Genomic DNA, 22,710 nt, shown 5'->3' on the forward strand with positions numbered 1-22,710 from the left:
ACGTATTCGCAACGGATGGAAGCCCGATGACCGTCAATCCTTACGCCGCCGCACCCTTCAGCTACGCCTCCATGCCGGGCGCGACCCCGTACTCGATCGTCGAGTTGATGCCCGGCGCGCGCAACCTGATGCACCACGCCCAGGTGGCGGCCGGCGAGCGGGTGCTGCTGCTGGTCGAGCACACGGCCGACCCCGTCGTCGTACAGGCCATCGCCGCGGCGGCGGCCTACCGCGACGCCGACGTGCATGTGCTGTCCGTGGCGCCGTTCAGCCCAGGGGGGTGGGACACGGACGTGACCCACCAGATCGAGACGGCCGCCGTACGGGAGGCCGACGTCGTGATCAGCGCCACCTGGTGGGGCGAGGTGCACACGGCACCCCTCTTCTTCGACCAGATCAGAGCCCTGCCCCTGCGCTTCGCCTCGCTGCACATGGCGGCGACGGCCGGCGCCATGCTCACCGGCGCCCGCTTCCCCAACGAGGTCTACTACGCCATCAAGCATCGGGCCCTGACCAGGCTCAACACGGCCCAGAGCATTCGCGTGACCTCCGCCCTGGGCACCGACCTGACCCTGTCGCGCTTCACCTTCACCCTCGACGAGGGCCCCCTGGGCCCCGGCGACTGGCAGCCCTTCCCGTACGGCGGCGCCAACTTCCATCCGACCGCCACCGAAGGCCTCCTCGTCATCGAGGACTCCACCTTCACGGGCGTGCCGGAACAGCCTCTGCGCATCACTCTTGAGGAGAACCTGGTGCGGAAGATCGAGGGCGGGATCGCCGCCGAGCACCTCCGCCGCGCCTCACCCGACGGCTACTACCTCCGGCACGCCCTGATCGGCCTCAACCCCAAGACCCGGCTCGCCGGCGGCACCCAGTTCGAGCGCGAGAAGCACGCCGGAGCCTTCTACTGCGGCCTCGACGCGCTGAGCGACGGCGCCCCGATCACCACCAGCCCCGGCTTCGCGCACTGCGACTGCCAGATCGACCGGCCCACCATCCACGTCGACGGCGAACCGTTCGTCGAGGACGGCCGCCTGCTGCTCCTCGACACCCCGGAGATCCGGGAGGTCGCCGCCCGCTACGGCCCACCCGACGTGATCCTCGACGACAACCCGCTCATGATCCTCCCCCGCCGCTACACCGGGGGAACGGCGACCCGCTGAGCCCTGGAGTCACCTAGGCGAGCCGCACCCCCGCAGGACGGAAGAGGGAGGCGGCGAAGCTCTGGATGAAGCGCATGATCAGCGCTTCGAGCAGCATGAAAGCGGCCTTTGCGAGCAGGGAGGCGAAGAACTCAGACAACTCTCTACCTAACGGGTCATGGTGGCATTTACGAGCATAATTCGCCACAAAGGTGTCAAAGCGGTACCGATAGAGCTATCAGTTCGGTGAACTGTCGGTGACTATTCCCTGATGAGTCGCCGATCGACCATGGCGCCCACCACGGTCGCGGCCGCAGCGCAGCCCAGGCCGATGCTCCAGCCGAGGGGGCCGGTCGGGCGGCAGCCGAAGAGCCGGCTGAGCCCCGGCACCGAGATGATCACGCCCAGCGCGGCCAGCGACGACACCACGGCGAACACCACCATCCGGTCACGGCTGCCCAGTGCCAGCGTCTGCAGCAACTGCGCCGACACCAGGCCGATGAGACCGACCGTATCCGCCCGCCCCCGTGTGCCGCTCACCCGGGCCAGCGACCACGCCGCGGTGGCGGCGGCCGCCGTGACGACGGCGCGCAGGTAGATGTCCCGCGTCAGGGCGACGCCAAGCGAGGCCTCCGGCCCCTCGGACAGCAGGCGCTCGGGACTGGACGCGCTGGGCGGCCGGCTGGCCACCGCCATGGCGGGCAGCATGTCGGTGAGCAGGTTGACCAGCAGGAGCTGGCGGGTGTTCAGCGCACTCCGGCCGGTCAGGAGGCTGGATCCGAGCGTGAAGGCGATCTCTCCGATATTGCCGCCGAGCAGGATGCCCAGCGCGTCGCGTACGGAGGCCCACATGCCCCGGCCCTCGATGATCGCGTCGATGATCGTCTCGATGCGGTCGTCTGCCATGACGATGTCGGCGGCGGCCCTGGTGGCGGGGGCGGCGTTCGTTCCGAGGGCGATGCCCACGTCGGCGAGCCGGATCGCGGGCACGTCATTGGCGCCGTCGCCGGTGACGGCCACGACCTTGCCCGCCTCGCGGAAGCTGGTGACGATCCGCGCCTTGTGCTCGGGCGTGACCCGGGCGAACACCGCCACCTCGGTCAGCGCCTCCGTCAGGGCGTCGTCGTCGAGCGCCTCGAGTTCGGGGCCGGTCATCACGCGCAGCCCGTTCAGCGCCCCGATCTCCGCCGCGATGGCCTCCGCCGTGCTGGGGTGATCGCCGGTGAGCATGACGACCCGTACGCCGGCCCGCGTGAGTTGCTCCACGCTGCGCTTGGCCGTCGGGCGCACCGGGTCGGCCATGCCGAGGAACCCGAGGAAGCGCAGGTTCTCGATGCGCGACTCGTCAAGGTCGGCGCGGCTGGAAGCGGGCCGCTCGGCGACGGCGAGCACACGGTAGCCCTGCAGTGCCAGCCGTTCCATCCCCTGCTCCAGCTCCCGCCTGATGCGCTCGTCCAGCGGGACGATCTTTCCGTCCACCACCATGCTGGTGGACCGGGAGATCACGATCTCGGGCGCGCCCTTCACGCTCAGCAGCTGTCCCGACTCCGACCGGCCCAGTACGGCGTGGTAGCCGCGAGCCGGCTCGAAGGGCAGCTCGTCCACGCGCTGCCACGTTCGGAGCCCGTCCTCCGGGGTGATGCCGAGCCCCTCGGCGCCTGCCACGACCGCGCGGTCCGTGGGGTGCGGAATGGCCCGCCCGCCGTCGAACCTGGGTCCGGCGCGCAGCGCCGCGCCCACGATGGCCCTCAGCTCGGGTGTGGCCTCCTCCACGGTCTGCTCGACCCGGCCGTCCGAGACCATGCGCAGGCTGATGTGACCCTCCGTGAGGGTTCCCGTCTTGTCGAAGCAGAGCACGTCCACCCGACCCAGTGCCTCGATCGTGGCCGGATTGCGTACCAGCGTGTTGCGGGTGGACAGGCGCTTGGCCGAGGCGAGCTCGGCCACGGTGGCGACGAACGGTAGCCCTTCCGGCACCGCCGCCACCATCATGCTCACCGCCGGGGCGAGCGCCTGGGCCGGCGGCGCGCCGCGGATCAGCTCGACCAGCAGCAGAACCACGCCGGAGCCCAGCGCGGCCGGCAGGATCTTGCGGCCCAGGGCGCGCAGCCGCAGCTCCACCCCGCTCGGCGGCGGCTGTTCCTGGCTCAGCCTGGCGGTCCTGCCCGCCACGGTCGCCTCGCCCGTGGCCACGACCACGGCCAGCCCGTGCCCTGCCGCGACGGTCGTCCCCGCATAGACCATCGACGCCCGATCCGCGATGGCGGGCGCCGCGGTCGGCGCGGCGGTCTTGCCGACGAGCTGGGACTCGCCGGTGAGGGGGGCCTCGTCCATCTCCAGCCCGGCCGCCTTGATCAACCTCCCGTCGGCCGGTACGGCGTCGCCGGCCCTGAGCTCGATCACGTCCCCGGGCACCAGGCCGTCGGCGTCGCCCGGCACGAGGCCGGAGGGGCGGCGGAGCCGTACCCGGACGGCGGTTCTCTCGGTGAGACGGTGCAGCGCGTGGTCGGCGCCCCGCCGCTGAGCACCGCCGAGCAGCGCACCCGTCACGGCCACGCCGCCGATCAGCAGCGCGTCGAGCACCGAGCCGAACGCGGCCGACAGGCCCGCCCCCGTGGCCAGGAGGGGGGTCATCGGGTTGACGAGCTCCTCCACCGACGCACCGACCAGGGACTGCGGCTCCTTGGCCGCCGGGCGGACGGTTCTGCGGCGTTCGGCCTCCGCCTCGGTCAGCCCGTGGGGCGACGTGCGGAGCCGTTCCACGACGTCGCGGGCCGCCATGGCGTGCCAGGGCGTGTGGTCGGCGCGGATCGGCGGGGCCTCCCGCCCGACGCCCCTGGCCGTCCACTGCCCGGCCCCGAAGGAGGCCAGCGAGGTGCAGTCGCGCACCAGGTTCGCGCGCGCGATCGCGGTCGTGGCCGGGCCGAGGAGCGCCAGCCCGACGCCGGCGACCGAGCCGGCGGCGGCCACGTACACCGCTCGCGCGCTCGCCTTCCTGGCCGAGGCCAGGTAGCGGAGGAGCAGGTGCACGCCGTCAAGCTCGGCGATCACATCGGCGTCCCACGGGACCCGCCGCACACCGTCGAGCAGGCCGATCCCCAGGTCGGCCTGGCGCAGCCCACCCCGCCCGCGCCGCGACACCACCGCCACACCACACCCCTCGGACTGCAGACCCCGCACCGACGCGGCGAGCCTGTCCCCGCCGTCGATGGAACGTTCCACGCCCAGCCGCCGGGCGAGGCCGGGCTCCCCACCGGCCAGGACCACCTCGCACGTCCCCTTCGCGGCCGTGACCAGGGCCTCGGCGGCAGGATGCAACTCGCGGATTAGGCCGACCAGGGCGATCGGGGTGCCGTCCCGTGCCACCTCGACCGCGCGTACGCCATGCTCCCCCCACTGCTCGGGCATCTCCGTGTGCGGTCGCGCGCGGAACCCGTCGCGGTCGCGCTCAGCGCCGGGGTCGGTGAGGTCGAGCAGCGTGTACAGCCGGGCATGCAGGTCGTCCACATCCACGTCGGGGGCGAGCGGCAGCACGCCGTCGATCGTCCACGCGCCCGTGGTGAGCACGGCGGCGTCCAGGACGACAGTGTCGATACGGTCCATGCGGCGCAGGGCCTCATGGTCGAGCACCATCGTGCCGCGCCCGGCCAGACCACGCCCGACGGCACTGGTGAAAGCGTCCCTGCCGAGGCTCGCCGCCTTGGGGGTGCCGCTGATCAGCACGGACAGCCCGCGCCGGTGGCTCCGGCTGATGATCGAGGTCACTCCGTGCGCGGCCAGCGACGCGGCGCCGGCCGCGTCGGCGTACCGCTCCACGGGCCCACGTGGCAGCGGGGCCGGCCGCGCCGCCGCCGATGCGGCGATGTGCCGGTACGCCCCCGGCGCTGCCGCGAACTCCTCCTCGCGCCGCGCCCACGCCTGCCGCCCGGCGCGGGCCTCGATGTAGCGTGCGGCCGCGGCGACGGAGTCGATCAGGAGCGACGCGGGCCGCATGCTCAGCGTCTGCGAGACGATCCTGGACGTCATCAGCACCGCGTCCACGGCGGGTTTGCCGATGCGCTGCTCCAGCTCCGTACGCACCCGCGGGGTGTGTTCGGCCAGCGCGACGAAACTGGGCACGGCGGCAGGCAGCGCGGGCAGGCGGACCAGCCGGCCGGTCGCGGCCAGCCCGGCGCCGGCGAGGTGCAGACCGAGGCTCATCGCGGCCCTTGCCTGCTGCTCCACGCCGTCGAGGACGCGAGCCGGGCCGGGCGGCCCGTCGTCGGCGTCGCACTCCTCCACGATGGCCACGAGCTTGGCGACGTCCGTCGTCTCGTCGCAGCCTGCGAACACGCTGCCGAGCGCCCCGTTCACCTCCGCGCGCGGCGCGCCGGCCGCGCGCAGCCGCTCTTCCAGAACGCGAGCGGGCCCCTCGGTGCCGGGCCCGCCGATGCTCCTCAGCTCGATCCGTACGCCCCCTGGGCATGGCCGTACCCGGCGGGAACGCGGGAGGACGCTCCGCACCGGTTGCGGAAGCATGTCAAGCAGCGCGTCAGTGGAGAACATGCCCAACAGCGCCATACGTCCTCATGTTCTCCCGTCTATGGCGATGTCGCTGCTCACTTGCTCTGCGGGGTGCTCTTGCGCTTGCTCACAGCCTCGGCCACCGCCCGCTGTACGTCGGGCGCGTCGCGCTTCTTCGGCTTCTGGGCCTGCTTCTGGGCCTGGGCCTGCTTCTGGGCCTGGGTCTGGGCCCGCTGCTGTGCCTGTGCGGTCTCGCCCTCCCCGTCAGGCTTGGCCTGCCCCTGCCGCCCTCGCTGCGTGATGGCCATGCCCACGCCGATGGCGGCGGCGACCGGCCACTCGATGGCCCCGAAGACCGCCATCGCGCCGAGCGCTCCGTAGTAGGCGACGCGTTCGGGTGGCGGGAGAATCGTCCGGGCGACGTCGACGTAGTGTCCGACTTCCTGCTTGCTGATGTGCGGCATCGGGACATGCGGCATCGACACGTGGGGCATCTCGACCTGGCGCCGGCGGACCTCGATGCCGAGCATCGGCATGTCGATCCGCTTGGGCTCTTTCCCGTTAGACGTGGCCTCGTCACGGCCCTGCTGCTGGGTAGCGGTCATGACCTCTCCTCTGGACAGGAACTTCATGTCCTCCTATCCACAGATCCAGCACCTTATTCCGGATGGGTCACATTTGATAATTTTCCCTGGCCGGAGAAAGTTTTACTTTTACCCGGCGACGGGCGTCAGACCATTACCGATTCCCCGCCGGGATAGGCAAAGGATGACCGGGGCGAGTAGAAGCCCCACACGATCTGCAGCGGCTCGGCGGGGCGGAGTGCATGGACGGGGTGGCTCGGCTCCAGAAACTCCAGTGACACGATCTCGAACGGGTCGACCGGTTCCGCCACGAACGGATAGATCCCACTGAGCCTCTGCCCGCCGACCTCCGTGATGTAGCGCAACTGGCCACGGTTGACCGCCGTACCGGTGTCACCGACCCGCGCGGTCGTGCGGATCACCGGCACCCCGTCCGACTCCGTCGTCGCGACCAACTCCCCGCCACTGACCTCGATCGTGGTACGGCCCGCGGTCGCGGGCGCACCCCGGGCGGCCGCGTACTCGCGGACCACCACACTGGAGTTGAAGTAGTGCGTCCACCAGCGGCCGGGGGTCACACCGTCGGGAGCGTAGGCGTCCTCCAGGTCCGGCCCGATGTAGGTGAGCGAGTACGCGCCGAACCCCGAGGTCTGCTCAGGCCGGTCGACGACGTACTGGTTCATGAAGACCTGGCGGTTGGCCATGGGCTTCAGACCATCAGGCACCAGGGCCGCGACGGCTTCAGGGTCGGCCGGAACCCAGCCGAAGTAGATCATCCGACTGTTGACGACAAGCTGGGGCGCCACGAGTTCGGACACGACTTCTCCCTGACTATCGACGGCACACAGCCGCAACATACGTTACGTACCCACGAAGAACAACGATGGATATGATCCGGAAACCGAGACCCTTTGCGGCGAAGATGCCACCAACCCGTTCGACTAATCGAACAAATACCGTTGGTGGCAGCACTTCACTTCAGGACGCTATTCACGGCTTTCCGGCAGAAGCAGCGCGCTGGTGCGGTCCGGCAGAACCTCCCGAAGCGCGAAGGCACCGGCGGCGCACGCCGTCGTCCGACCATGAATCCGTCTCCGCTACCAGACGGCGGTTGGCGGTCCAGTTGATCGGGTACGGAGCAGCGGCGTCCTCAACGGCCCACTCCCATGCCCGCGTGTGATCGGCGTGGTCGGTGAACCACGCCAGGGCGCGGAACTCCCGTTCCGCTACATCGGAGCGCTGCGGCAGCGCGCCAAGCTGGGCGAGTCGTGCCATGGGTCCAGGCATAGGCAAGCGCAAACGTGGCACCGAAGGCGTGGCCGATGACGATCCACCGGTCGTATCCCCAGTGTCGGCGCAGGTTGTCGAAGTCAGCGACCAAGCGGTCCATGCGTTGGTCGTCAGAGGGGTCGGATCGGCCGCATCCACGCTGATCGAAGCGGTGGACGACAGTGCTGTCCACGAAGCTCACCCGCAGCACCTAAGGGATTGCTTAACGCGTAACCAATAGGTTACGCTTCCGGCGTGGACAAGGTGGCGGGGGCGATCGCGGATCCTGTGCGGCGGGCGATCCTGATGATGCTGCGCGACCAGCGGCTCTCCGCCGGAGAGATCGCCGAACGCTTCACGATCACCCGGCCCGCCGTGAGCCGCCACCTTCGCGTCCTCAGGGACAGCGAGCTGGTCCAGGTCGAGCTGGTGGGCAGGCAGCGGTTCTACGTGCTCCACGCCGAGCGGCTCACCGAACTCACCGAATGGATCGCCCTCCTCAACCGTCCCTCCGGGTGGGAGCACCACTTCGACGCCCTGGAGACAGAGATCTACCGGACCCGCCGCGAACGCCGTGACCACGGCATGACCGGCCAGGAAAAGGAGAACACCGCATGAGTCCCATGCCCACCGGCCGGCTGTTCCGTACCGGCACCGGAGCAGACCTCGTTCTCACCCGCAGCTTCCGCGCGTCCGCCGAGGACGTGTGGGCCAGCCTCACCGAACCCGAACGCACGGCCCGTTGGTTCGGCCCCTGGGAGGGCGACGCCGCGCCCGGCCGGACGGTCAAGGTGCAGCTGGCGTTCGAGGAGCAGACGCCGTGGTGCGACCTGCGCATCGACGCATGCGACCCCCCACTGCGGCTGGCCCTGTCGATGACCGACGAGTCCGGGTCCTGGCGGGTGGAGCTGCTGCTGTCCGAATCGGACGGCTCGACGGAGCTGCGATTCGTGCACCACCTGACCACCGAGGACGGTATCGGCGAGGTCGGCCCCGGCTGGGAGTACTACCTGGACATGCTCGTGGCCGCACGCGAGGGCTCCCCCATGCCGGACTTCGACGACTACTACCCCGCGATGAAGCCGTACTTCGACGACCAGTCCGGGACTGACCTGGCGTAGGACCAGGCAGACACGAGGGACCTCCGAGCAGTCCCGAAGGTTTCGGAGGTCAGCCGACCGGGGCGGCTCACTCCGGCGCCCTTGGCGCCACGCGTGCGCGGCCGGCAAGGTCCTGCCCAAGGCGCCATCCCGCCGTCCCCTTGACGCAGCACGCTCGACAATACTTTGAGTATTGATATAGTTACACTCAGCTATGAGAATCGTCAGCGGACTGCCGCGTCACGTGGCTTGCGTGATGGATGGGAACGGGCGGTGGGCCGCGCAGCGATCGCTACCGCGCACCGCAGGCCACGAGGCGGCAGAGGCCTCCGTCATCGACATCATCGATGCGGCACACTCGGCCGGCATCACGTGGTTGAGCCTGTACGCCTTCTCCACCGAGAACTGGCGGAGGCCGGCGGGTGAGATCGACATCCTGATGAGGCTCGTGCGCCGGGCCATCCGCAAGCATGCGCCGGCGTTGTACGCGCGGGGCGTCCGGTGCAGGTTCCTGGGCATGTCCGATCCGCGGATCCCGCCACCCCTGGTCCAGGACATCACCGATCTGATGGCGCTGACCAGCGAAAACCGGCAAATGACGCTCACGGTCGCCTTCGATCACGGGGGACGCCGCGACATCGTGGAAGCCACTCGTTCGCTGATCCGTGCCGCCGTCCCCGCCGAGCAGATCACCGAGGCCACCTTCGCCCGGCACCTCCCCTACCCGGACACACCGGATGTGGACCTGGTCATCCGCACCTCCGGAGAGCAACGAATCTCCAACTTCATGCTCTGGCAAGTGGCTTACGCGGAATGGGTCTTCCCCCAGGTGTTATGGCCCGACTTCCGTGCGACCCACCTCTGGGAATGCCTTGACGCCTACCGATGGCGCCAGCGCCGGTTCGGCGACGTCCGCCGGTCAACCACCATCACGGGAGATGAGCCTCGATGACCCGCACCACCGCAGAGGAGACCGCCGACGTCTTCGGGCCGGACTCGATCTTGCGCAGCCTCGTCAACGAGCCACGGTGGGCCCTCGCGGTGACCCGTGCCACGGTGCTGGAAGCCGCGCATCCGCAGATCGGCGCGGCGTTGATCGGAAACTCGACGTTCGTGACACACCCGTGGCGGCGGCTGCGCAACACCCTGGTGAGCACGCAACGCATACTCGACCCGGACCAGCACGTTCGCAGCCGCGAGACGGCTCGCCTCAACCGCCTGCACGCCCGCATCTCGGGCACCGACCCCCAAGGCCGCCACTACGACGCGATGGACGCCGAAGCACGCGCCTGGGTGGTGGCGACCCTGTTCGAATCGGCGGTGACGATGTACCGGCTGACCGGCGAGGCACTCGACGGGCCCGCGATGGAACAGCTCTACACCGAGTTCCGTACGATTCTGGCCCTGCTCGAAGGCGACAGCGACCGGCTGCCCGCGACGTTGCAGGAGTTCTGGCCCTACTACGATCACATGATCCACCATCGCCTGGAGAGCACCGAGGCGGTGCGCGTCATCCTCTATCGGCTCTTCGCCAACGTGCCCGCGCCACCCCTGCTGCGCGGCCATCCCGCGGTGTGGGCCGTGGGCCGGGCCGTGGCGGGCCCGGCGGCCGCCGCGATCACCATCGCGTCGCTTCCGGAGAACCTCTGCCGGCGTTTCGCCCTGCCTGACCTCCCAGGGGCGCGGACGCTCATGCACGGGGCCTACCTGACCATCGGATTGTCCACCCGCCTGCTGCCGGACAGCTGGATGAACGCCGGCTCGTTCATGCGCCTGCTGGATCCCGACCACTCCGGTGGTGCTGGACCGTGGGAGAGCATATGGCGCAAAGCGGGCCAGGCCGCGGCCATGCTCCGGCTCATCACCCCGGCTCCCGACGAGGTCGGCCAGACCTCGCTCTCGGCTGACCGGTTCTTCGCCGAGGTCCTGGACCAGACCGGCGACGGCCATCTCGCCTGGCCTGACCTGGCGGCCATGGCAAGAGAGATCGCCACCCGGCTCGACCTGGACGAACAGAACGAGGAGCGGCTGTACAACGCCTACGCCGCCTGGTGGCGGGAGTTGCAGACCAATCTCGACGCCGACGGCGACGGACGTGTCACCCGCCAGGAGTACGCCGCGTCAGCTCCCTCGCTGCCCAGCTCCGGGCTGATCAAGATCGCCGGAGTGCTGTTCGACGTCACCGATGTCGACGACGACCAGCTGATCGACGCACAGGAATACCAGAAGTTGTTCCGCACGGCCTTCCACCGTGACCTGACCGGCAGCGCCGGCACCTACTCACGCAGCGCTTTCGTCAGGCAGTTCCTGTCCTTCATGTCCGGCCAACAGCGATCGACCGCCTACGACTCCCTCCTGTCGTAGGCGGTCGAGCGCGGATACTCCGGCCCCGCGCAGTATCCGCGATACACGCCTTATCTCGGAACATCATCGGATGATCCGGGTGCGCCAGCTCTTGTCGCTGACGCGACCGCGGGCAGGGGAGGCGACGTACTGTGATCAGCCGGTGTAGGCAGGGTTGCCAACGGCGGGCTCCTCGGGGCCCGCCGACGGCTTGGCCGTGGGCTGGAGTTCGGACGGCACCGGGGAGGGCGCGACGGTTGGCTCCTTGGGATCGGCCGAGGCCGTGCCCGAGAGGCCCACGAAGCCCGCGGTCAGGGCCAGCGCCGCGATGATGCCGATGAGCGTTGCTTTGATCTTCATATGGGTTCCCCTGTTCATTCGAGTCGGGCTTCAGCCCTTGACGACGACCGGAGTGCCGATCGCCAGGTTCTTCGCCATCCAGGTGATGTCGTCGTTGCTGATCCGGACGCAGCCGTGGCTGACCCGCCTGCCAATGGCGGAGGGCTTGTTCGTCCCGTGGATCGCCAGTTGGCCCGGGCCGCCGGCGAAGCTCTTCAGCACCGGCGAGAAGCCGCTCAGCCCGAAGGCGTAGGCACCATAGGCCCCGCCCTCGTCGGCGGGCTTCACCAACTCGGTGAAGAAGTAGCGTCCCGGAGGTGTCGGCGTCCCCGCTTCGCCCGTCGCGACCTTGCCCGTCCGCACGGCCCGGTCACCGTCGTAGACCTTGAAGGTGAACGCCTCGCGATCGATCTCCACCCGGTAGGAGGTCTCCGCGAGCGTTACGTCGGCGGCCTTGATCCAACCCTTGCTGCCGTTCGGCCGGATCGGCAGCAGCACCTGGAGCCACGCACCTTCATCGCGTTCCACCAGGAAGACACGTGTGGCGCCGTAGCCGTTGGGGCTTGTGACCGTCCTCTGAGCCGCCCCCTCCTTGTTCCGGTAGACCGTGATCCGAGATCCCTTGACCCTCGCGATCTTCGCTCTGACGCCGCTCGCCGGCTCGGCCCGTACAGCACTGCTCGAGCTGCTCGGGCGGCTCGCACTGCTCGGGCTGCTCGCGCTACTCGCGCTACTCACGCAGCCGGTCACCAGGAAGGCGAGCATCGCCGCAGCGGCCGTACGTGGCAGGTTGGTTCTCACCCGCGGCAGCCTGGCGACAGAATGTGTGAAACCTGTTTGGTTGTCATGCGGATCCCATATGCACCCCCGGCATGCGGCATAGCCTCAGCTCATGTGCGCGTACGTGCTGGTCGCCGAGGACGATCCCAAGCAGGCCGAACTGCTCAGGCGTTATCTGGAGCGTGAGGGCCATGAGGTCCTCGTCGTGCACGACGGGCGTTCCGCGATCGACGAGGCACGGCGGGTGGATCCTGACCTCGTGGTGCTCGACGTGATGATGCCGAAGGTCGACGGGTTGGACGTGTGCCGGGTGCTGCGTGCCGAATCCCTCCTGCCGATCCTGATGCTGACCGCCAGGTCCACCGAGGACGACCTGCTGCTGGGGCTCGACCTCGGTGCTGACGACTATGTGGCCAAGCCGTACAGCCCGCGTGAGCTGATGGCCCGCGTGCGGACGCTGCTGCGCCGCACCCGCAAGGCCCAGGACGCCGATCGGCGGCAGTTCCAGGCGGGCGATCTCGTCGTGGACCCGGTCAGGCACACCGTCACCGCGGCGAACACCCCGGTGGAGTGCACGCTCGCGGAGTTCCGGATCATCGAGACGCTGGCCGCCGAACCCGAGCGGGTGTTCACCAGGAAGCAGTTGCTGGAGCGCATCCACGGCTTCGACCGGTTCATCACCGAACGCACCGTCGACGTGCACGTGATGAACCTGCGCAAGAAGATCGAGCCTGATCCGCGCCGACCGGTCCGGCTGCTGACCGTGTACGGCGTCGGCTACAAACTGACCCGCGCATGAGGTCGATGTTCGTCAGATTGCTCACGAGCTCCGCTGTCGTGGCGCTCTGCTCGATCACGGCCACGGCGTGGCTGGCCGCCAGCAGCACCTCCGGCGCCATCCAGCGCGAACAGGGCCAGACACTGGCCAGCGACGCCCAGATCAACAACAGCCTGCTCGGTTACGCCTCTCGCCATCCGGACTGGTCGGACGTCGCCGCCACGGTGCGCGAACTCGCCACCCGAAACAACCGCCGCATCGCGGTGACCACCGAGAACGGCACCCTCATCGCGGATTCGGCGACCGCCGGGACTCCGCTGCCCGCCAGGGTGTCGGCCGTCGTCGACCCGCTGGCCGTGGACGTGACCCTGGTGCCGGGGGCGGCCAATGATCGAATCGATCCACGCGCGGTGGGTCCTTTCCTGCTGCCCGCCCGTGATCGCACCCGGCTGACGAAGGCCGCCAACTCCTACGCCGCCTGCGCCCGCCGTACCGGGCAGGCCGTGGAGACGACCGTCTCGAACACCGGCAGGCCGCTCGTGACGACGACCGGCAGGGGTGCCGTTCAGGAGCCGAGCCCGGTGCCGAGCCCGATGACGAGCCCGGTCCCCACGGAGATGGTCGTCTGCGACGCCACCACCTTGAACGCGCCGACCCGCACCGAGAAGACCGCGTTGCGCCAGCTCAACCTCCTGGTCAGCAGGTGTCTCAAGGGCAAGAGCACAGAACGGGGCTCGGTCGGCCTCGACTTCACCTGGGTTTCGAAGAAGAAGCAGCCGGCGTCGCCGGCCGCCGAACTCGATCAGACGATCTCCTCCTGCATCATCACCGCCCGCAAGGAGCAACTCGATCCTTACGTCGCCCCCGCGGCGTACCTGTACATCGGCTCCCCCACCGAAACCACCGCCCCGCGCATCCCGCTGCCCTCGATCGCCGGTGCCGCCCTCCTCGTGCTCGTCCTGACCGTGGGCGTGAGTGTCATGGCGGCCAGACGCCTGGTCAGGCCCGTCAACGCGCTCACCCACGCCGCGCGGCGCATGCGTGACGGGGACAGCTCCGCCCGCGTCACGCTGAGGACCAGCAGCGAGATCAGCGAGCTCGCCACGGCGTTCAACGAGATGTCCGAACACCTTCAGCGCATGGAGAAACAGCGCAAGGCGATGGTCAGCGACGTCTCCCACGAGTTGCGCACCCCGCTGAGCAACCTGAGGGGCTGGCTGGAGGCGGCCCAGGACGGCGTCGCCGAGTTGGACCCGGCGCTGATCGCCTCGCTGGTGGAGGAGACCCTGCTGTTGCAGCACATCGTCGACGACCTTCAGGAGCTCGCCCTCGCCGACGTGGGCAAGCTCCGTCTGCATGTCGAACCCGTTCACCTCGGCGACCTGCTCGACCAGGTGACCACCGCGCACCGAGGCCGGGCCGAAGCCGCGGGCCTCACGCTGACCACCGTGATCACCGACGCCCCCTCGCTGACCGCGGATCCGGTACGACTCCGCCAAGCCATCGGCAACCTGGTCACCAACTCCCTGCGCTACACCCCGCGCGGCGGGCACATCACGCTGGGCGCATACCAGGATGGTGACCAGGTCGTCATCGAGGTGACCGACACGGGCATCGGAATCCGCGCCGACCACCTCCCCCACATTTTCGACCGGTTCTGGCGGGCGGAGAAGTCCCGCAACCGGCGGACCGGCGGCAGCGGGCTCGGGCTCGCCATAGTCCGCAACCTGGCCGAGGCACACGGCGGCACAGCCACGGCCACCAGCGTCTCCGGCATCCGCACGACGTTCACCCTGCGCCTACCGTCGCAACTCGCCCCCAAGCCGTAAAAAAGCCGATCCTCGCTTGAGCGAGGATCGGCCGCTGCGTATGCCTACGCGTCGCCGGACGTCAGCCCGATCGGGCAGGAGACCCCGGTGCCGCCGATGCCGCAGTAGCCGTTCGGCTCCTTGAAAAGGTACTGCTGGTGATAGACCTTCGACTGACGCAATAATTCTGGCGGAGGTCCCCCATGGCTCAGCTCGGCTCGGCTATCCCCGTCGTCTCCTACGCTCGCATCTCCGCCGACACCAGGCGGGACCAACACGGAGTTGAGGATCAGCACAAGCTCAACCGCGAGACCGCGGCCCGCCTTGGCTGGACGGTCGTCCACGAGTACACGGACAACGACAAGTCAGCGGCCAAAGCCGACGTGGTCCGCGACGACTTCGAATCCATGCTGAAGGCGCTTCGCTCGGGAGAACTGCCCGATGGCACGGCGGTGCAAGGCGTCGTGATCGTGGCCGAAGACCGGCTTGCCCGGCGGCCCGGCGACTACGAGCGCTTCGCCGAAGCGATCACCTATCAGGACGGTCGAGTCTTCGCCGATGCCCGCGGCGCGAAGGACCTCTACAACGAGGACGCCGAGAGCATGGGGCTCTTCGGCGCGGTGATCTCCAAGATGGAGGTCCGCAAGATGCAGCGCCGCATGCGCCGCTCCCACAGGACGCGCGCAGAGCAGGGCATGCCTGTGGGCGGGACGCGCCCCTTCGGATGGAAGCCTGACCGTCTGACGCTCGACCCCCAAGAGGCTCCCCTGGTACGGCAAGCGGTCCTCGATCTGATCGCCGGACGGTCCCTCCACTCGATCACGATGCAGTGGCAGAAGGATGGCGTGAAGACGTCGCTGGGCAACGAGTGGACGTCCGCCTCGCTCAAGATCACGGTCTCGAACCCGCGCATCTGCGGATGGCGTGAGATCAACCGCGAACTCGTCAGGGACGGCAACGGAGACCCCGTTGTAGGTCAATGGGAGCCGATCGTCACCCCCGCGCAGTGGATGGCCGTGCGGAACATCTTCGACGCACGCAAGGGCCACTTCATCTATCCAGACGGACGCGTCGGTCACATCCTGGCGCAGGACTTCCGAGAGCCCAACTACCTGCTGACCGGCATCCTGCGCTGCGGCCGTCCCAAGGCGGACGGATCGCTCTGCAACACCTCCCTCCGGGTTACTCACAGCAAGGACTGCGTCCAGCACATCTACATCTGTCCCGGTAGATCAGCCGGAGGGTGCGGTGGCGTGGGTCGGCGCGGCGACATGGTGGACCTGTACATCTCGGAGGCGGTGCTGGCGAAGCTTGAAGAGGTGCAGCTCGCCACCTCAGCTGAGCCAAGCGCCTGGCCCAAGCAGTCCGAGTACGAGGACGCGAAGAGCCGCTTGGACACACTCCGAACCCAGTGGACAGCCGGGAACATCAGCAACGATCTCTTTTTCTCCAGCGCTGCCGAACTGGAAAAACGAATCTCCCGGCTTCGCAACGAAGCCCAGAGCTTCACCGCATCGCTCCAGCGCCAGCGAAGCCGCTCGAACACAGATGTGGCAGAGATCCGGCGGCGGTGGTACTTGCCTGAGGCAGAGGGCGGCCTGCCTTTGTCTGTGAAGCGGACCTACATCCGTGAAGCCCTCCACGCCGTGATCATCTATCCCAGCGGCAAGGGGCGGAAGCCGTTCAATCCGGATCTGCTTGAGCCGATCTGGCGCCAGGGCTGAGACGTCCTGGACGTCTTGGGGAGGTGGGCCCTTACTCGGGGGTCACAACTCTCTTGCTTTCACACGTATGCAGCCGTAGGCAGCCGGACGTCACGGGACGCAGCGGTATGCAGCCGGACGTCAACGGACGTCTTCAGACGCGATCCGGCAGGAACTTTGGCCTGCGTGAACGCGTCCACCTAGTGGTACAACCGATCTACGCAAGATGCTACCGACCCACCCACAGCACGACACAGCGAGCATCTCGGCGAATCACCTCAGGCGCATACACGAGCCCGGGCACACCACTTCTCGACCACCGATGATCCGTCGGAGGGCCCCGGCCCGGCGGTAGGTGTCCACACAGAGCGCGCCATTCACATCCTCGCCGCACTCCATTACTGATCTTTCTCGCTGCTGCGCTCCACCCGCCAACGGCTGTCTTCGGGCTGCCCTGACGGCGTGCGCTTCGTCGTGGACGTCAGGTGCGGCGGTGGCTCCATCCACGAGGGAAGGAGGCCACCTGAACCCTGAAACCCCCCTGTCTGCCCAGGAGTGGGGCAGGCAACAAGCCACTCGATCTCCTCGCTGGTCCGAGGAGAAATGGCAGCGCATTGCCACGGTCCTCGGTGTCTGCGTTGCCCCCGCCTCCCTGCCCGACGACGCGTCAGGCAAGGAGGCCGCGTGACCGTGTCCCCTACCTTCTCCGCCGACATAGTGGCCGCGATGGAACGCGCGGCCATGCCGGACTTCGCCCGCTGGCAACGCATGGTGTACGCCACCGGCGGATGCGCTCAGCCCGTCCGGTTGCACGGCGAAAGGCTCACCCTGGACAGCCGGACGGGCGAGGTCCTGGACGTGTACCGCACCGCCGACGAGCCGACCGGGTACCTGCTCACAGCCTGCGGCAACCGACGTGCGTCACGGTGTCCAGCCTGCTCGGCGGTCTACAAGGACGACGCCTACCACATGATCATCTCCGGGCTGCGCGGCGGCAAGGGCGTCCCCGAGGAGGTCAGCGGGCATCCGCGGGTGTTCGCCACCTTCACCGCCCCGTCCTTCGGCGCGGTCCACGCTCACCGCGAGCAAACAGGCAAGACGCGGCCATGCCGTCCTCGCCGCGACCATCCCGTCTGCCCACACGGGCGGCCCGAGGGGTGCGGGCGGCGGCATGACCGCGATGACCCCCAGGTCGGGCAACCGCTGTGCGTGGACTGCTATGACTACATCGGAGCTGTGCTGTGGAACGCTCACGCGGGCGCGCTGTGGCGAGAGTTCACCAAGGCCATGCCGTCCGTGCTTGCTCGTCTGCTCGGCATCTCCCGCGGCGAGCTGCGCAGGATGGTCCGGCTGTCGTACGCCAAGGTCGCCGAGTACCAGGCGCGCGGCCTGGTCCACTTCCACGCCGTGATCCGCCTCGACGGACCGGACGGCCCTACCGCCCCTCCCTCAGACCGATGCACGGTCGAGCTGCTCGAACGAGCCATCCGCCAGACCGCCGGTCGCGTCCACCTCGACCTGACGCAGGAGTCCGTCCGCTGGGGCGATCAACTCGACGTCCGGCCGATCTACGTCGCGACCGAACTGGACGGTGTCAGTGATCAGCGCGTGGCCGCGTACGTGGCCAAGTACGCCACCAAGGGCGCCGAGTCAGCCGGAACCGTGGACCGCCCCATCCGGCAACCATGGGAGATCGCCCGGCTGACGGTGACCGAGCACGCCCGCCGCATGATCTACACGTGCTTCAGCCTGGCGGAACTTGCCGACTACAAGAGCCTGCGTCTCCGGCAATGGGCCCACATGCTCGGCTACCGCGGCCACTTCTCCACCAAGTCCCGCCACTACTCGATCAGGCTCGGAGACCTACGACAGGCACGGGCCGACTACCGCGCCGAGCACGCACGCCTGCTCTCCGGACTGCCGTCCCCGGCCGAAACCGTCACGGTCGCCGAGTGGCGCTATGCCGGGAGCGGTCTCCGCAACGGAGAGCCCTTCTGGGCCAGACTAGCCCGCCAACAGATCGCAATAGCCCGCCGCATCGCACGCGAGCGAGACAAGCAGATCGCCTGACCCTGGCCCGGGCGGAGTGGTGCGGCCGGCGCCAATGCGAAGCACCCGAAGGGCCGCGCAGCGGTTGGGGCCGGCGGCACCACGGCTGCTATCCGGCAGACGGGGCGCGGAACTCGTCGAGCGCATCAAGCGCGAGCTCCCAGACGAACGGAGCTCCGCCACTCCGCGGCGGGGCTGGTTCCCAGACGCCAGGGCCGTACAGCACCTTCACGCCCGCCCCCCGCAGCTCGTTGATGTTCCGCTCGAACGCAGGATGGGCGGCCTGGGCACTGTTGACCGCCGGAGCCGCGACCAACGGAATGCCCATGCCAATAGCCTCAGTGATCAGTCCCAGAGCCAGCGTGTCGCTGATCCCCGCAGCCCACTTGTTGATCGTGTTGAAGGACGCAGGACAGACCAGTATGGCGTCAGGGCTCGGAAGCACATCGGGCTCGTCCGGATTCTTGTATTTGTGACGCACCGGGTAGCCGGTGAGCTCCCCGAGAGCCTCGCTGTCCACGAACTTCATCGCCTCCGGCGTGGCGACCACGCATGGAGTCCAGCCCCGTTCGGCGGCCAGCGCGACAAGCTCGCCAATGACACGGGCCCGCGGGGTGGCGCAGACGACGACATAGAGCACAGGGCGCTGCGGATGATCTGGCACGTTCATGAAGGCATTCAAGTCCAATCACCCGGCCAGCGTGGGCGGCCTGGCTACGCTGGGAATGTCCCGTCGCGCGAGCGGAGGAGTCCCCTGTGCATGACATCGGGTTGGACGGCGAGCCGATCGGGGCGAGGATCGCGCACGTGCGGAAGCTGCGCGGCCTCACACAGAACGAGCTGGCCCAGCGAGTCCCCTGCTCCAAGAGCCTGATCGCCCAGGTGGAACGCGGACACAAACCCGCTACCCCGTCCCTGGTGGCAGCCGTGGCCAGGGCGGTCAACGTGGACGTGACCGAGCTGACCGGCCAGCCGTACCGTGGCCGTACGGCCCGCACCGACCGCATCCACGCCACGGTCTCCGAGCTTCGGCAAGCCCTGGTGTACGGCGACGTCCCTCCAGACCTGGAGACTCCCGCACGCAACCTTGAGGATCTAGAGACCGAGGTCATCCGGATCGGCAAGTTGCGGCAGGCCGCGCAGTACGTGGAACTTGGCACCGTGCTGCCCGGCCTGATCCAAGAGCTGACCTACTCCGTCCACGAGCTCAGCGGGCCTCAGCGCGCCAGAGCCTTCGGCCTTCTCAGCCACGCGTATTCCGCAGCCGACTCCATGGTCTACAAGCTCGGCTATCTCGACCTGTTCCACGTCGCTGTACAGCGCATGACATGGGCCGCCGAGCACGCTGATGATCCGATGCTGAAGCCGGTCTCAGACGTACGGCGAAGCATGGCGTTCATGGCGACAGGCGCATGGGACGGCGGCCTACGGCTCCTCGACCGAACCTCCCGGCGACTGGGAGACGTGCACCGCACAGGCAACCGAACCACGCTCAGCGTGTACGGCACCGTGCAGCTTCGAGCCGCGATCCTGGCCGCTCGCGGCAACCGCTCGTCCGCCGCCTGGGCGTACATGCAAGAGGCAGACGAGACGGCCAAGCGCCTGCAACGCGACACCAACGACTACGGACTCTTCTTCGGCCCCAGCAACGTCGCCATTCACGACGTCGCGGTCGCGGTGGAGCTGGGCGACGCCGACGAAGCCATCCGCCGTGGCGCCACTCTCACCCTGGCCGCAACCGTCCCGGCCGAGCGTGCCAGCCATCACTACATCGACCTGTCCCGCGCGTGGTTGTGGGCGGGCAAGCGTGACAAGGCCCTGAGCTGCGTCCTGACCGCCGAGACGATCGCCCCCCAGCGGACCCGCTATCACCCGATGGCCCGCGAAACGGTGGGACGCCTCCTCGACGTTCAACGGCGCATCCCCGAGAACCTGCGCGGCGTCGCCTCACGTATGGGCTTGGGACGATCCCGGAGTATCACAAGGTCGTGAAACTTATGACCTTCACGGGCGTGCACGCTTCGATGCATGGACGCCACAAGTCCCCAGGCGAGAGGACCGTTCAGGGCAAGCGAAGGTCCGTCGCAGTCATCGACGTACGCCGTTGATGCGGCCGAACGCCTCCGACACTTCCTGATACCCCATGGCATCGTGGCCGACGTTCACGACGGCTACGAGCTGGCGTTGGTGTCCGTGTGGGTCGGCCTCGTGGTCTGGTGCTATGGCGACCGCTTCTGGTGGCGCAGCGGCTGGGACGCCCGGCGCAGCAGGCCCGTCTACGCTTGGCATCCTGCGGTGGAGCCGAATCGAGCCGCCACCCGGATAGCCCGCCGCTACGCCCAACTGCAGGAGACTCATCCCCAGTCGGAGACAGTCGCCTCAGCCATGAACGGGTCGCCGAAGACGGCTGAGGACCCGCGGTGAACCAGGAGCAGCCAGGAGTAGGCAGCCGAGTCAAGATCGTGGACCTGCTGCACAGCCACGCCCGCACCAGGTCCTACGCCAGGTGGCTCCTCGGCAGATGCGGCACGGTCGTAGCCGTACTGAAGTACGGCACAGTTGCCCTCGTCGAACTCGACGGCCAAGCATCCGAACTACCCGACGGCGTCCGCCGCTGGCCCGTCCACTGGGACGACCTCCTCGTAGAGCCCGCGATGCCCGCACCGGCCGAACCCGCTACGAGTTACGGCACGGGCGTATGTGCGACCGGTCTCGAAAGACTCAGGCACGCGGTACCGCCGAAACAGGCCAGGGGATTGTGCGGCGAACCGGTGCGTCCATTGATGATCGGCGATTGGCCAATGCCGTTCGCCCCCACATTGGCCCACACCTGCGACGAGTGCATTCGCCTGGCTGCTGTAACAACGTGACCTTCCGCTTTACAGGCGGCGCGATCACCCTGATCGTCTTGCCCCAACATGAGGTCCGAAGGTCGTGCACGGCTGCCGCCGTATGCTCATGGAAGCCGATGTTGCCGTCAACAGCACCACCCTGCCCGTTGGCAAGACCTGACGAAGGAGGGTCGCGGCAGCGATCGCCCCAGCCCGCATGGACAGCACCGAAGTGGCGATCGTCATGGCCCTAGCAGGGCTCTCACGGAGGACACCCGCGTTAGGAGAACGGCGCTCCTGTGGTCCGGCGTGCTGGGTGACCTGCGGGGATGCTAAGCATCGATAGATGCCATACCTTGATCATCTCGCGTATGTCCCACACCTGGAGTTATCGGGAGGGACAGCCCTAGCTTTGTGCTGCACGTGCAGCAACTCGAAACGGGATATCTACTTCACAATGAGTGCCCAGTACGCATGGTCTGAACGCTTCCCTGCAAGGCCTCCAGTGACCGAAGGTTCTGATCACCCGGCGGTCAGTCCACTCGGCGATCTGTATCCCCCGGCTACCGAAGCAGAGGTCCGCAAGCTTGAAGAGGGGCTGGGTGTGGAGCTGCCGCCGAGTTACCGGCAGTTTCTCCTGTTCGCCAACGGGTGGGGTAGCGACGATGACTGCTGCCTGCTGCGTGTCGAAGAAGTCGGCTGGCTCCGTGATGTCGATCCCTCGATCGCCGAGAGCTGGTCAGAACCCAAGCCCGAGAACTCATGGAGCGTGCCCGACGAGCTCTACTTCGTCTACGGACACGAGCAAGTCTCCGGCAACATGAGAGGGGAGTATGTAGCCGACACCCTTCTGGCCGGGTATTGGGACGATGGAGTCGTTCTCCTCAATCCCCACGTCAACACCTCTGAAGGTGAGTGGGAAGCCTGGTATCTCGCGCCATGGCTGGCTGGCGCTAGGCGCTACAGGTCCTTCTGGGACCTCGCAATGGACGAGCTGCGAATGCGATACCCGAGTTGATGTCCCATTCGTCGTTGAGCTTCGCCGACTCGGGTCCTTCGTGGCGGTGGTCATGCGCGTGGGCGGCGCTGGCCGCGACCGGCCGAAGAGCCGCAGCGCGGCCAGCGACCGCCCCGAAGCGCGGCAGGTCGCCGCAGGCGAACTGCCCTCGACCCTGTAGAGAAGATTGTCGCCGGTGTTACTGCCTATGACGCTCTTCCAGTGTTGCTCGGCCCAGGATCAGGTCTGTGATGCGCACTGATCGGGCCACGAAAGCTCGCGCCTCCAGACCACCGACGCGCCTGAGTACCCAACGAAGATCACGTGCGCATGAGCTCAAGATACGACGTTGCTCCTCCGTGAGAACGCCACGCTGAGAGCCGACATACGAGGTCACGATGCCCGCCATGTAGGCATCAGCGAGCACGAAGTCCGAGAAAACGTCGTCCCCCATACCCGGGAACGGCTGGCCGAGGTGCTCGGC

Annotated in this window: 20 protein-coding genes; 12 read left to right on the plus strand and 8 right to left on the minus strand. The window is 68.2% G+C overall.

The features are described from left to right. Positions 1-26: 26 nt before the first annotated feature. On the plus strand, positions 27-1,163 hold the full coding sequence (locus ACIBQX_RS17740) for a hypothetical protein (RefSeq protein WP_397005629.1): 1,137 nt from the start codon (positions 27-29) through the stop codon (positions 1,161-1,163). Positions 1,164-1,176: 13 nt separating this feature from the next. On the opposite strand, the gene ACIBQX_RS17745 is transcribed toward ACIBQX_RS17740, so the two are convergent. The 5 genes from ACIBQX_RS17745 to ACIBQX_RS17765 all read right to left on the minus strand — a co-directional run bounded on the left by ACIBQX_RS17745 (position 1,177) and on the right by ACIBQX_RS17765 (position 7,709). Then, a complete protein-coding gene (locus ACIBQX_RS17745) occupies positions 1,177-1,302 on the minus strand; it encodes a hypothetical protein (protein WP_397005631.1) in 126 nt (41 codons plus the stop codon). Between the two features lie 101 nt (positions 1,303-1,403). Next, a complete protein-coding gene (locus ACIBQX_RS17750; protein ID WP_397005633.1) occupies positions 1,404-5,645 on the minus strand; it encodes an HAD-IC family P-type ATPase in 4,242 nt (1,413 codons plus the stop codon). Positions 5,646-5,740: 95 nt separating this feature from the next. Continuing rightward, on the minus strand, positions 5,741-6,250 hold the full coding sequence (locus ACIBQX_RS17755) for a hypothetical protein (protein ID WP_397005635.1): 510 nt from the start codon (positions 6,248-6,250) through the stop codon (positions 5,741-5,743). A 125-nt stretch (positions 6,251-6,375) separates the two neighbouring features. After that, entirely contained in the window at positions 6,376-7,047 is a 672-nt protein-coding gene (locus tag ACIBQX_RS17760) for a hypothetical protein (protein WP_397005637.1), read from the minus strand. Between the two features lie 332 nt (positions 7,048-7,379). Then, entirely contained in the window at positions 7,380-7,709 is a 330-nt protein-coding gene (locus ACIBQX_RS17765; protein ID WP_397005639.1) for an alpha/beta fold hydrolase, read from the minus strand. Between the two features lie 44 nt (positions 7,710-7,753). Here ACIBQX_RS17765 and ACIBQX_RS17770 point away from each other — a divergent pair, with 44 nt between their 5' ends. The 4 genes from ACIBQX_RS17770 to ACIBQX_RS17785 all read left to right on the plus strand — a co-directional run bounded on the left by ACIBQX_RS17770 (position 7,754) and on the right by ACIBQX_RS17785 (position 10,962). Continuing rightward, positions 7,754-8,116, plus strand: coding sequence for a metalloregulator ArsR/SmtB family transcription factor (locus tag ACIBQX_RS17770; RefSeq protein WP_397005641.1), 363 nt, complete (start codon positions 7,754-7,756; stop codon positions 8,114-8,116). Continuing rightward, positions 8,113-8,619 (plus strand): SRPBCC family protein, encoded by a 507-nt coding sequence (locus ACIBQX_RS17775; RefSeq protein WP_397005643.1) that lies wholly within the window; start codon positions 8,113-8,115, stop codon positions 8,617-8,619. The genes ACIBQX_RS17770 and ACIBQX_RS17775 overlap by 4 nt, the downstream gene beginning before the upstream one ends. 193 nt (positions 8,620-8,812) lie before the next feature. After that, a complete protein-coding gene (gene uppS / locus ACIBQX_RS17780) occupies positions 8,813-9,550 on the plus strand; it encodes a polyprenyl diphosphate synthase (RefSeq protein WP_397005645.1) in 738 nt (245 codons plus the stop codon). Next, positions 9,547-10,962, plus strand: coding sequence for an oxygenase MpaB family protein (locus tag ACIBQX_RS17785; protein ID WP_397005647.1), 1,416 nt, complete (start codon positions 9,547-9,549; stop codon positions 10,960-10,962). The genes uppS and ACIBQX_RS17785 overlap by 4 nt, the downstream gene beginning before the upstream one ends. A gap of 135 nt (positions 10,963-11,097) precedes the next feature. On the opposite strand, the gene ACIBQX_RS17790 is transcribed toward ACIBQX_RS17785, so the two are convergent. Both ACIBQX_RS17790 and ACIBQX_RS17795 read right to left on the minus strand, forming a co-directional pair. Continuing rightward, entirely contained in the window at positions 11,098-11,301 is a 204-nt protein-coding gene (locus tag ACIBQX_RS17790; RefSeq protein ID WP_397005649.1) for a hypothetical protein, read from the minus strand. 30 nt (positions 11,302-11,331) lie between these two features. Further along, positions 11,332-11,808 (minus strand): L,D-transpeptidase, encoded by a 477-nt coding sequence (locus ACIBQX_RS17795; protein ID WP_397005650.1) that lies wholly within the window; start codon positions 11,806-11,808, stop codon positions 11,332-11,334. A gap of 364 nt (positions 11,809-12,172) precedes the next feature. Between ACIBQX_RS17795 and ACIBQX_RS17800 the strand changes: the two genes are divergently transcribed. From ACIBQX_RS17800 to ACIBQX_RS17815, 4 genes are all read left to right on the plus strand, one after another. Beyond that, entirely contained in the window at positions 12,173-12,859 is a 687-nt protein-coding gene (locus ACIBQX_RS17800) for a response regulator transcription factor (RefSeq protein ID WP_397005651.1), read from the plus strand. A 5-nt stretch (positions 12,860-12,864) separates the two neighbouring features. Continuing rightward, on the plus strand, positions 12,865-14,667 hold the full coding sequence (locus tag ACIBQX_RS17805; protein WP_397005653.1) for a sensor histidine kinase: 1,803 nt from the start codon (positions 12,865-12,867) through the stop codon (positions 14,665-14,667). Between the two features lie 182 nt (positions 14,668-14,849). Continuing rightward, positions 14,850-16,370: a recombinase family protein gene (locus ACIBQX_RS17810; RefSeq protein WP_397005655.1), complete on the plus strand. Its 1,521-nt coding sequence runs from the start codon at positions 14,850-14,852 to the stop codon at positions 16,368-16,370. Positions 16,371-17,033: 663 nt separating this feature from the next. Next, positions 17,034-18,419, plus strand: coding sequence for a replication initiator (locus ACIBQX_RS17815; RefSeq protein ID WP_397005657.1), 1,386 nt, complete (start codon positions 17,034-17,036; stop codon positions 18,417-18,419). 88 nt (positions 18,420-18,507) lie between these two features. Here ACIBQX_RS17815 and ACIBQX_RS17820 read toward each other — a convergent pair whose 3' ends face one another. Continuing rightward, positions 18,508-19,068, minus strand: a complete 561-nt coding sequence (locus ACIBQX_RS17820) for a flavoprotein (protein WP_397005659.1) — start codon at positions 19,066-19,068, stop codon at positions 18,508-18,510. Between the two features lie 86 nt (positions 19,069-19,154). On the opposite strand from ACIBQX_RS17820, the gene ACIBQX_RS17825 reads away from it, so the two are divergent. The 3 genes from ACIBQX_RS17825 (at position 19,155) to ACIBQX_RS17835 (ending at position 22,247) form a co-directional block, all read left to right on the plus strand. Beyond that, on the plus strand, positions 19,155-20,390 hold the full coding sequence (locus ACIBQX_RS17825) for a helix-turn-helix domain-containing protein (RefSeq protein WP_397005661.1): 1,236 nt from the start codon (positions 19,155-19,157) through the stop codon (positions 20,388-20,390). Positions 20,391-20,549: 159 nt separating this feature from the next. Continuing rightward, on the plus strand, positions 20,550-20,822 hold the full coding sequence (locus ACIBQX_RS17830; protein WP_397005663.1) for a hypothetical protein: 273 nt from the start codon (positions 20,550-20,552) through the stop codon (positions 20,820-20,822). Positions 20,823-21,575: 753 nt separating this feature from the next. Next, positions 21,576-22,247: an SMI1/KNR4 family protein gene (locus ACIBQX_RS17835; RefSeq protein WP_397005665.1), complete on the plus strand. Its 672-nt coding sequence runs from the start codon at positions 21,576-21,578 to the stop codon at positions 22,245-22,247. The last annotated feature ends 463 nt before the right edge of the window (positions 22,248-22,710 follow it).

This window comes from Nonomuraea sp. NPDC049714 (genome assembly GCF_044465295.1).
Taxonomy (GTDB): Bacteria; Actinomycetota; Actinomycetes; order Streptosporangiales; family Streptosporangiaceae; genus Nonomuraea.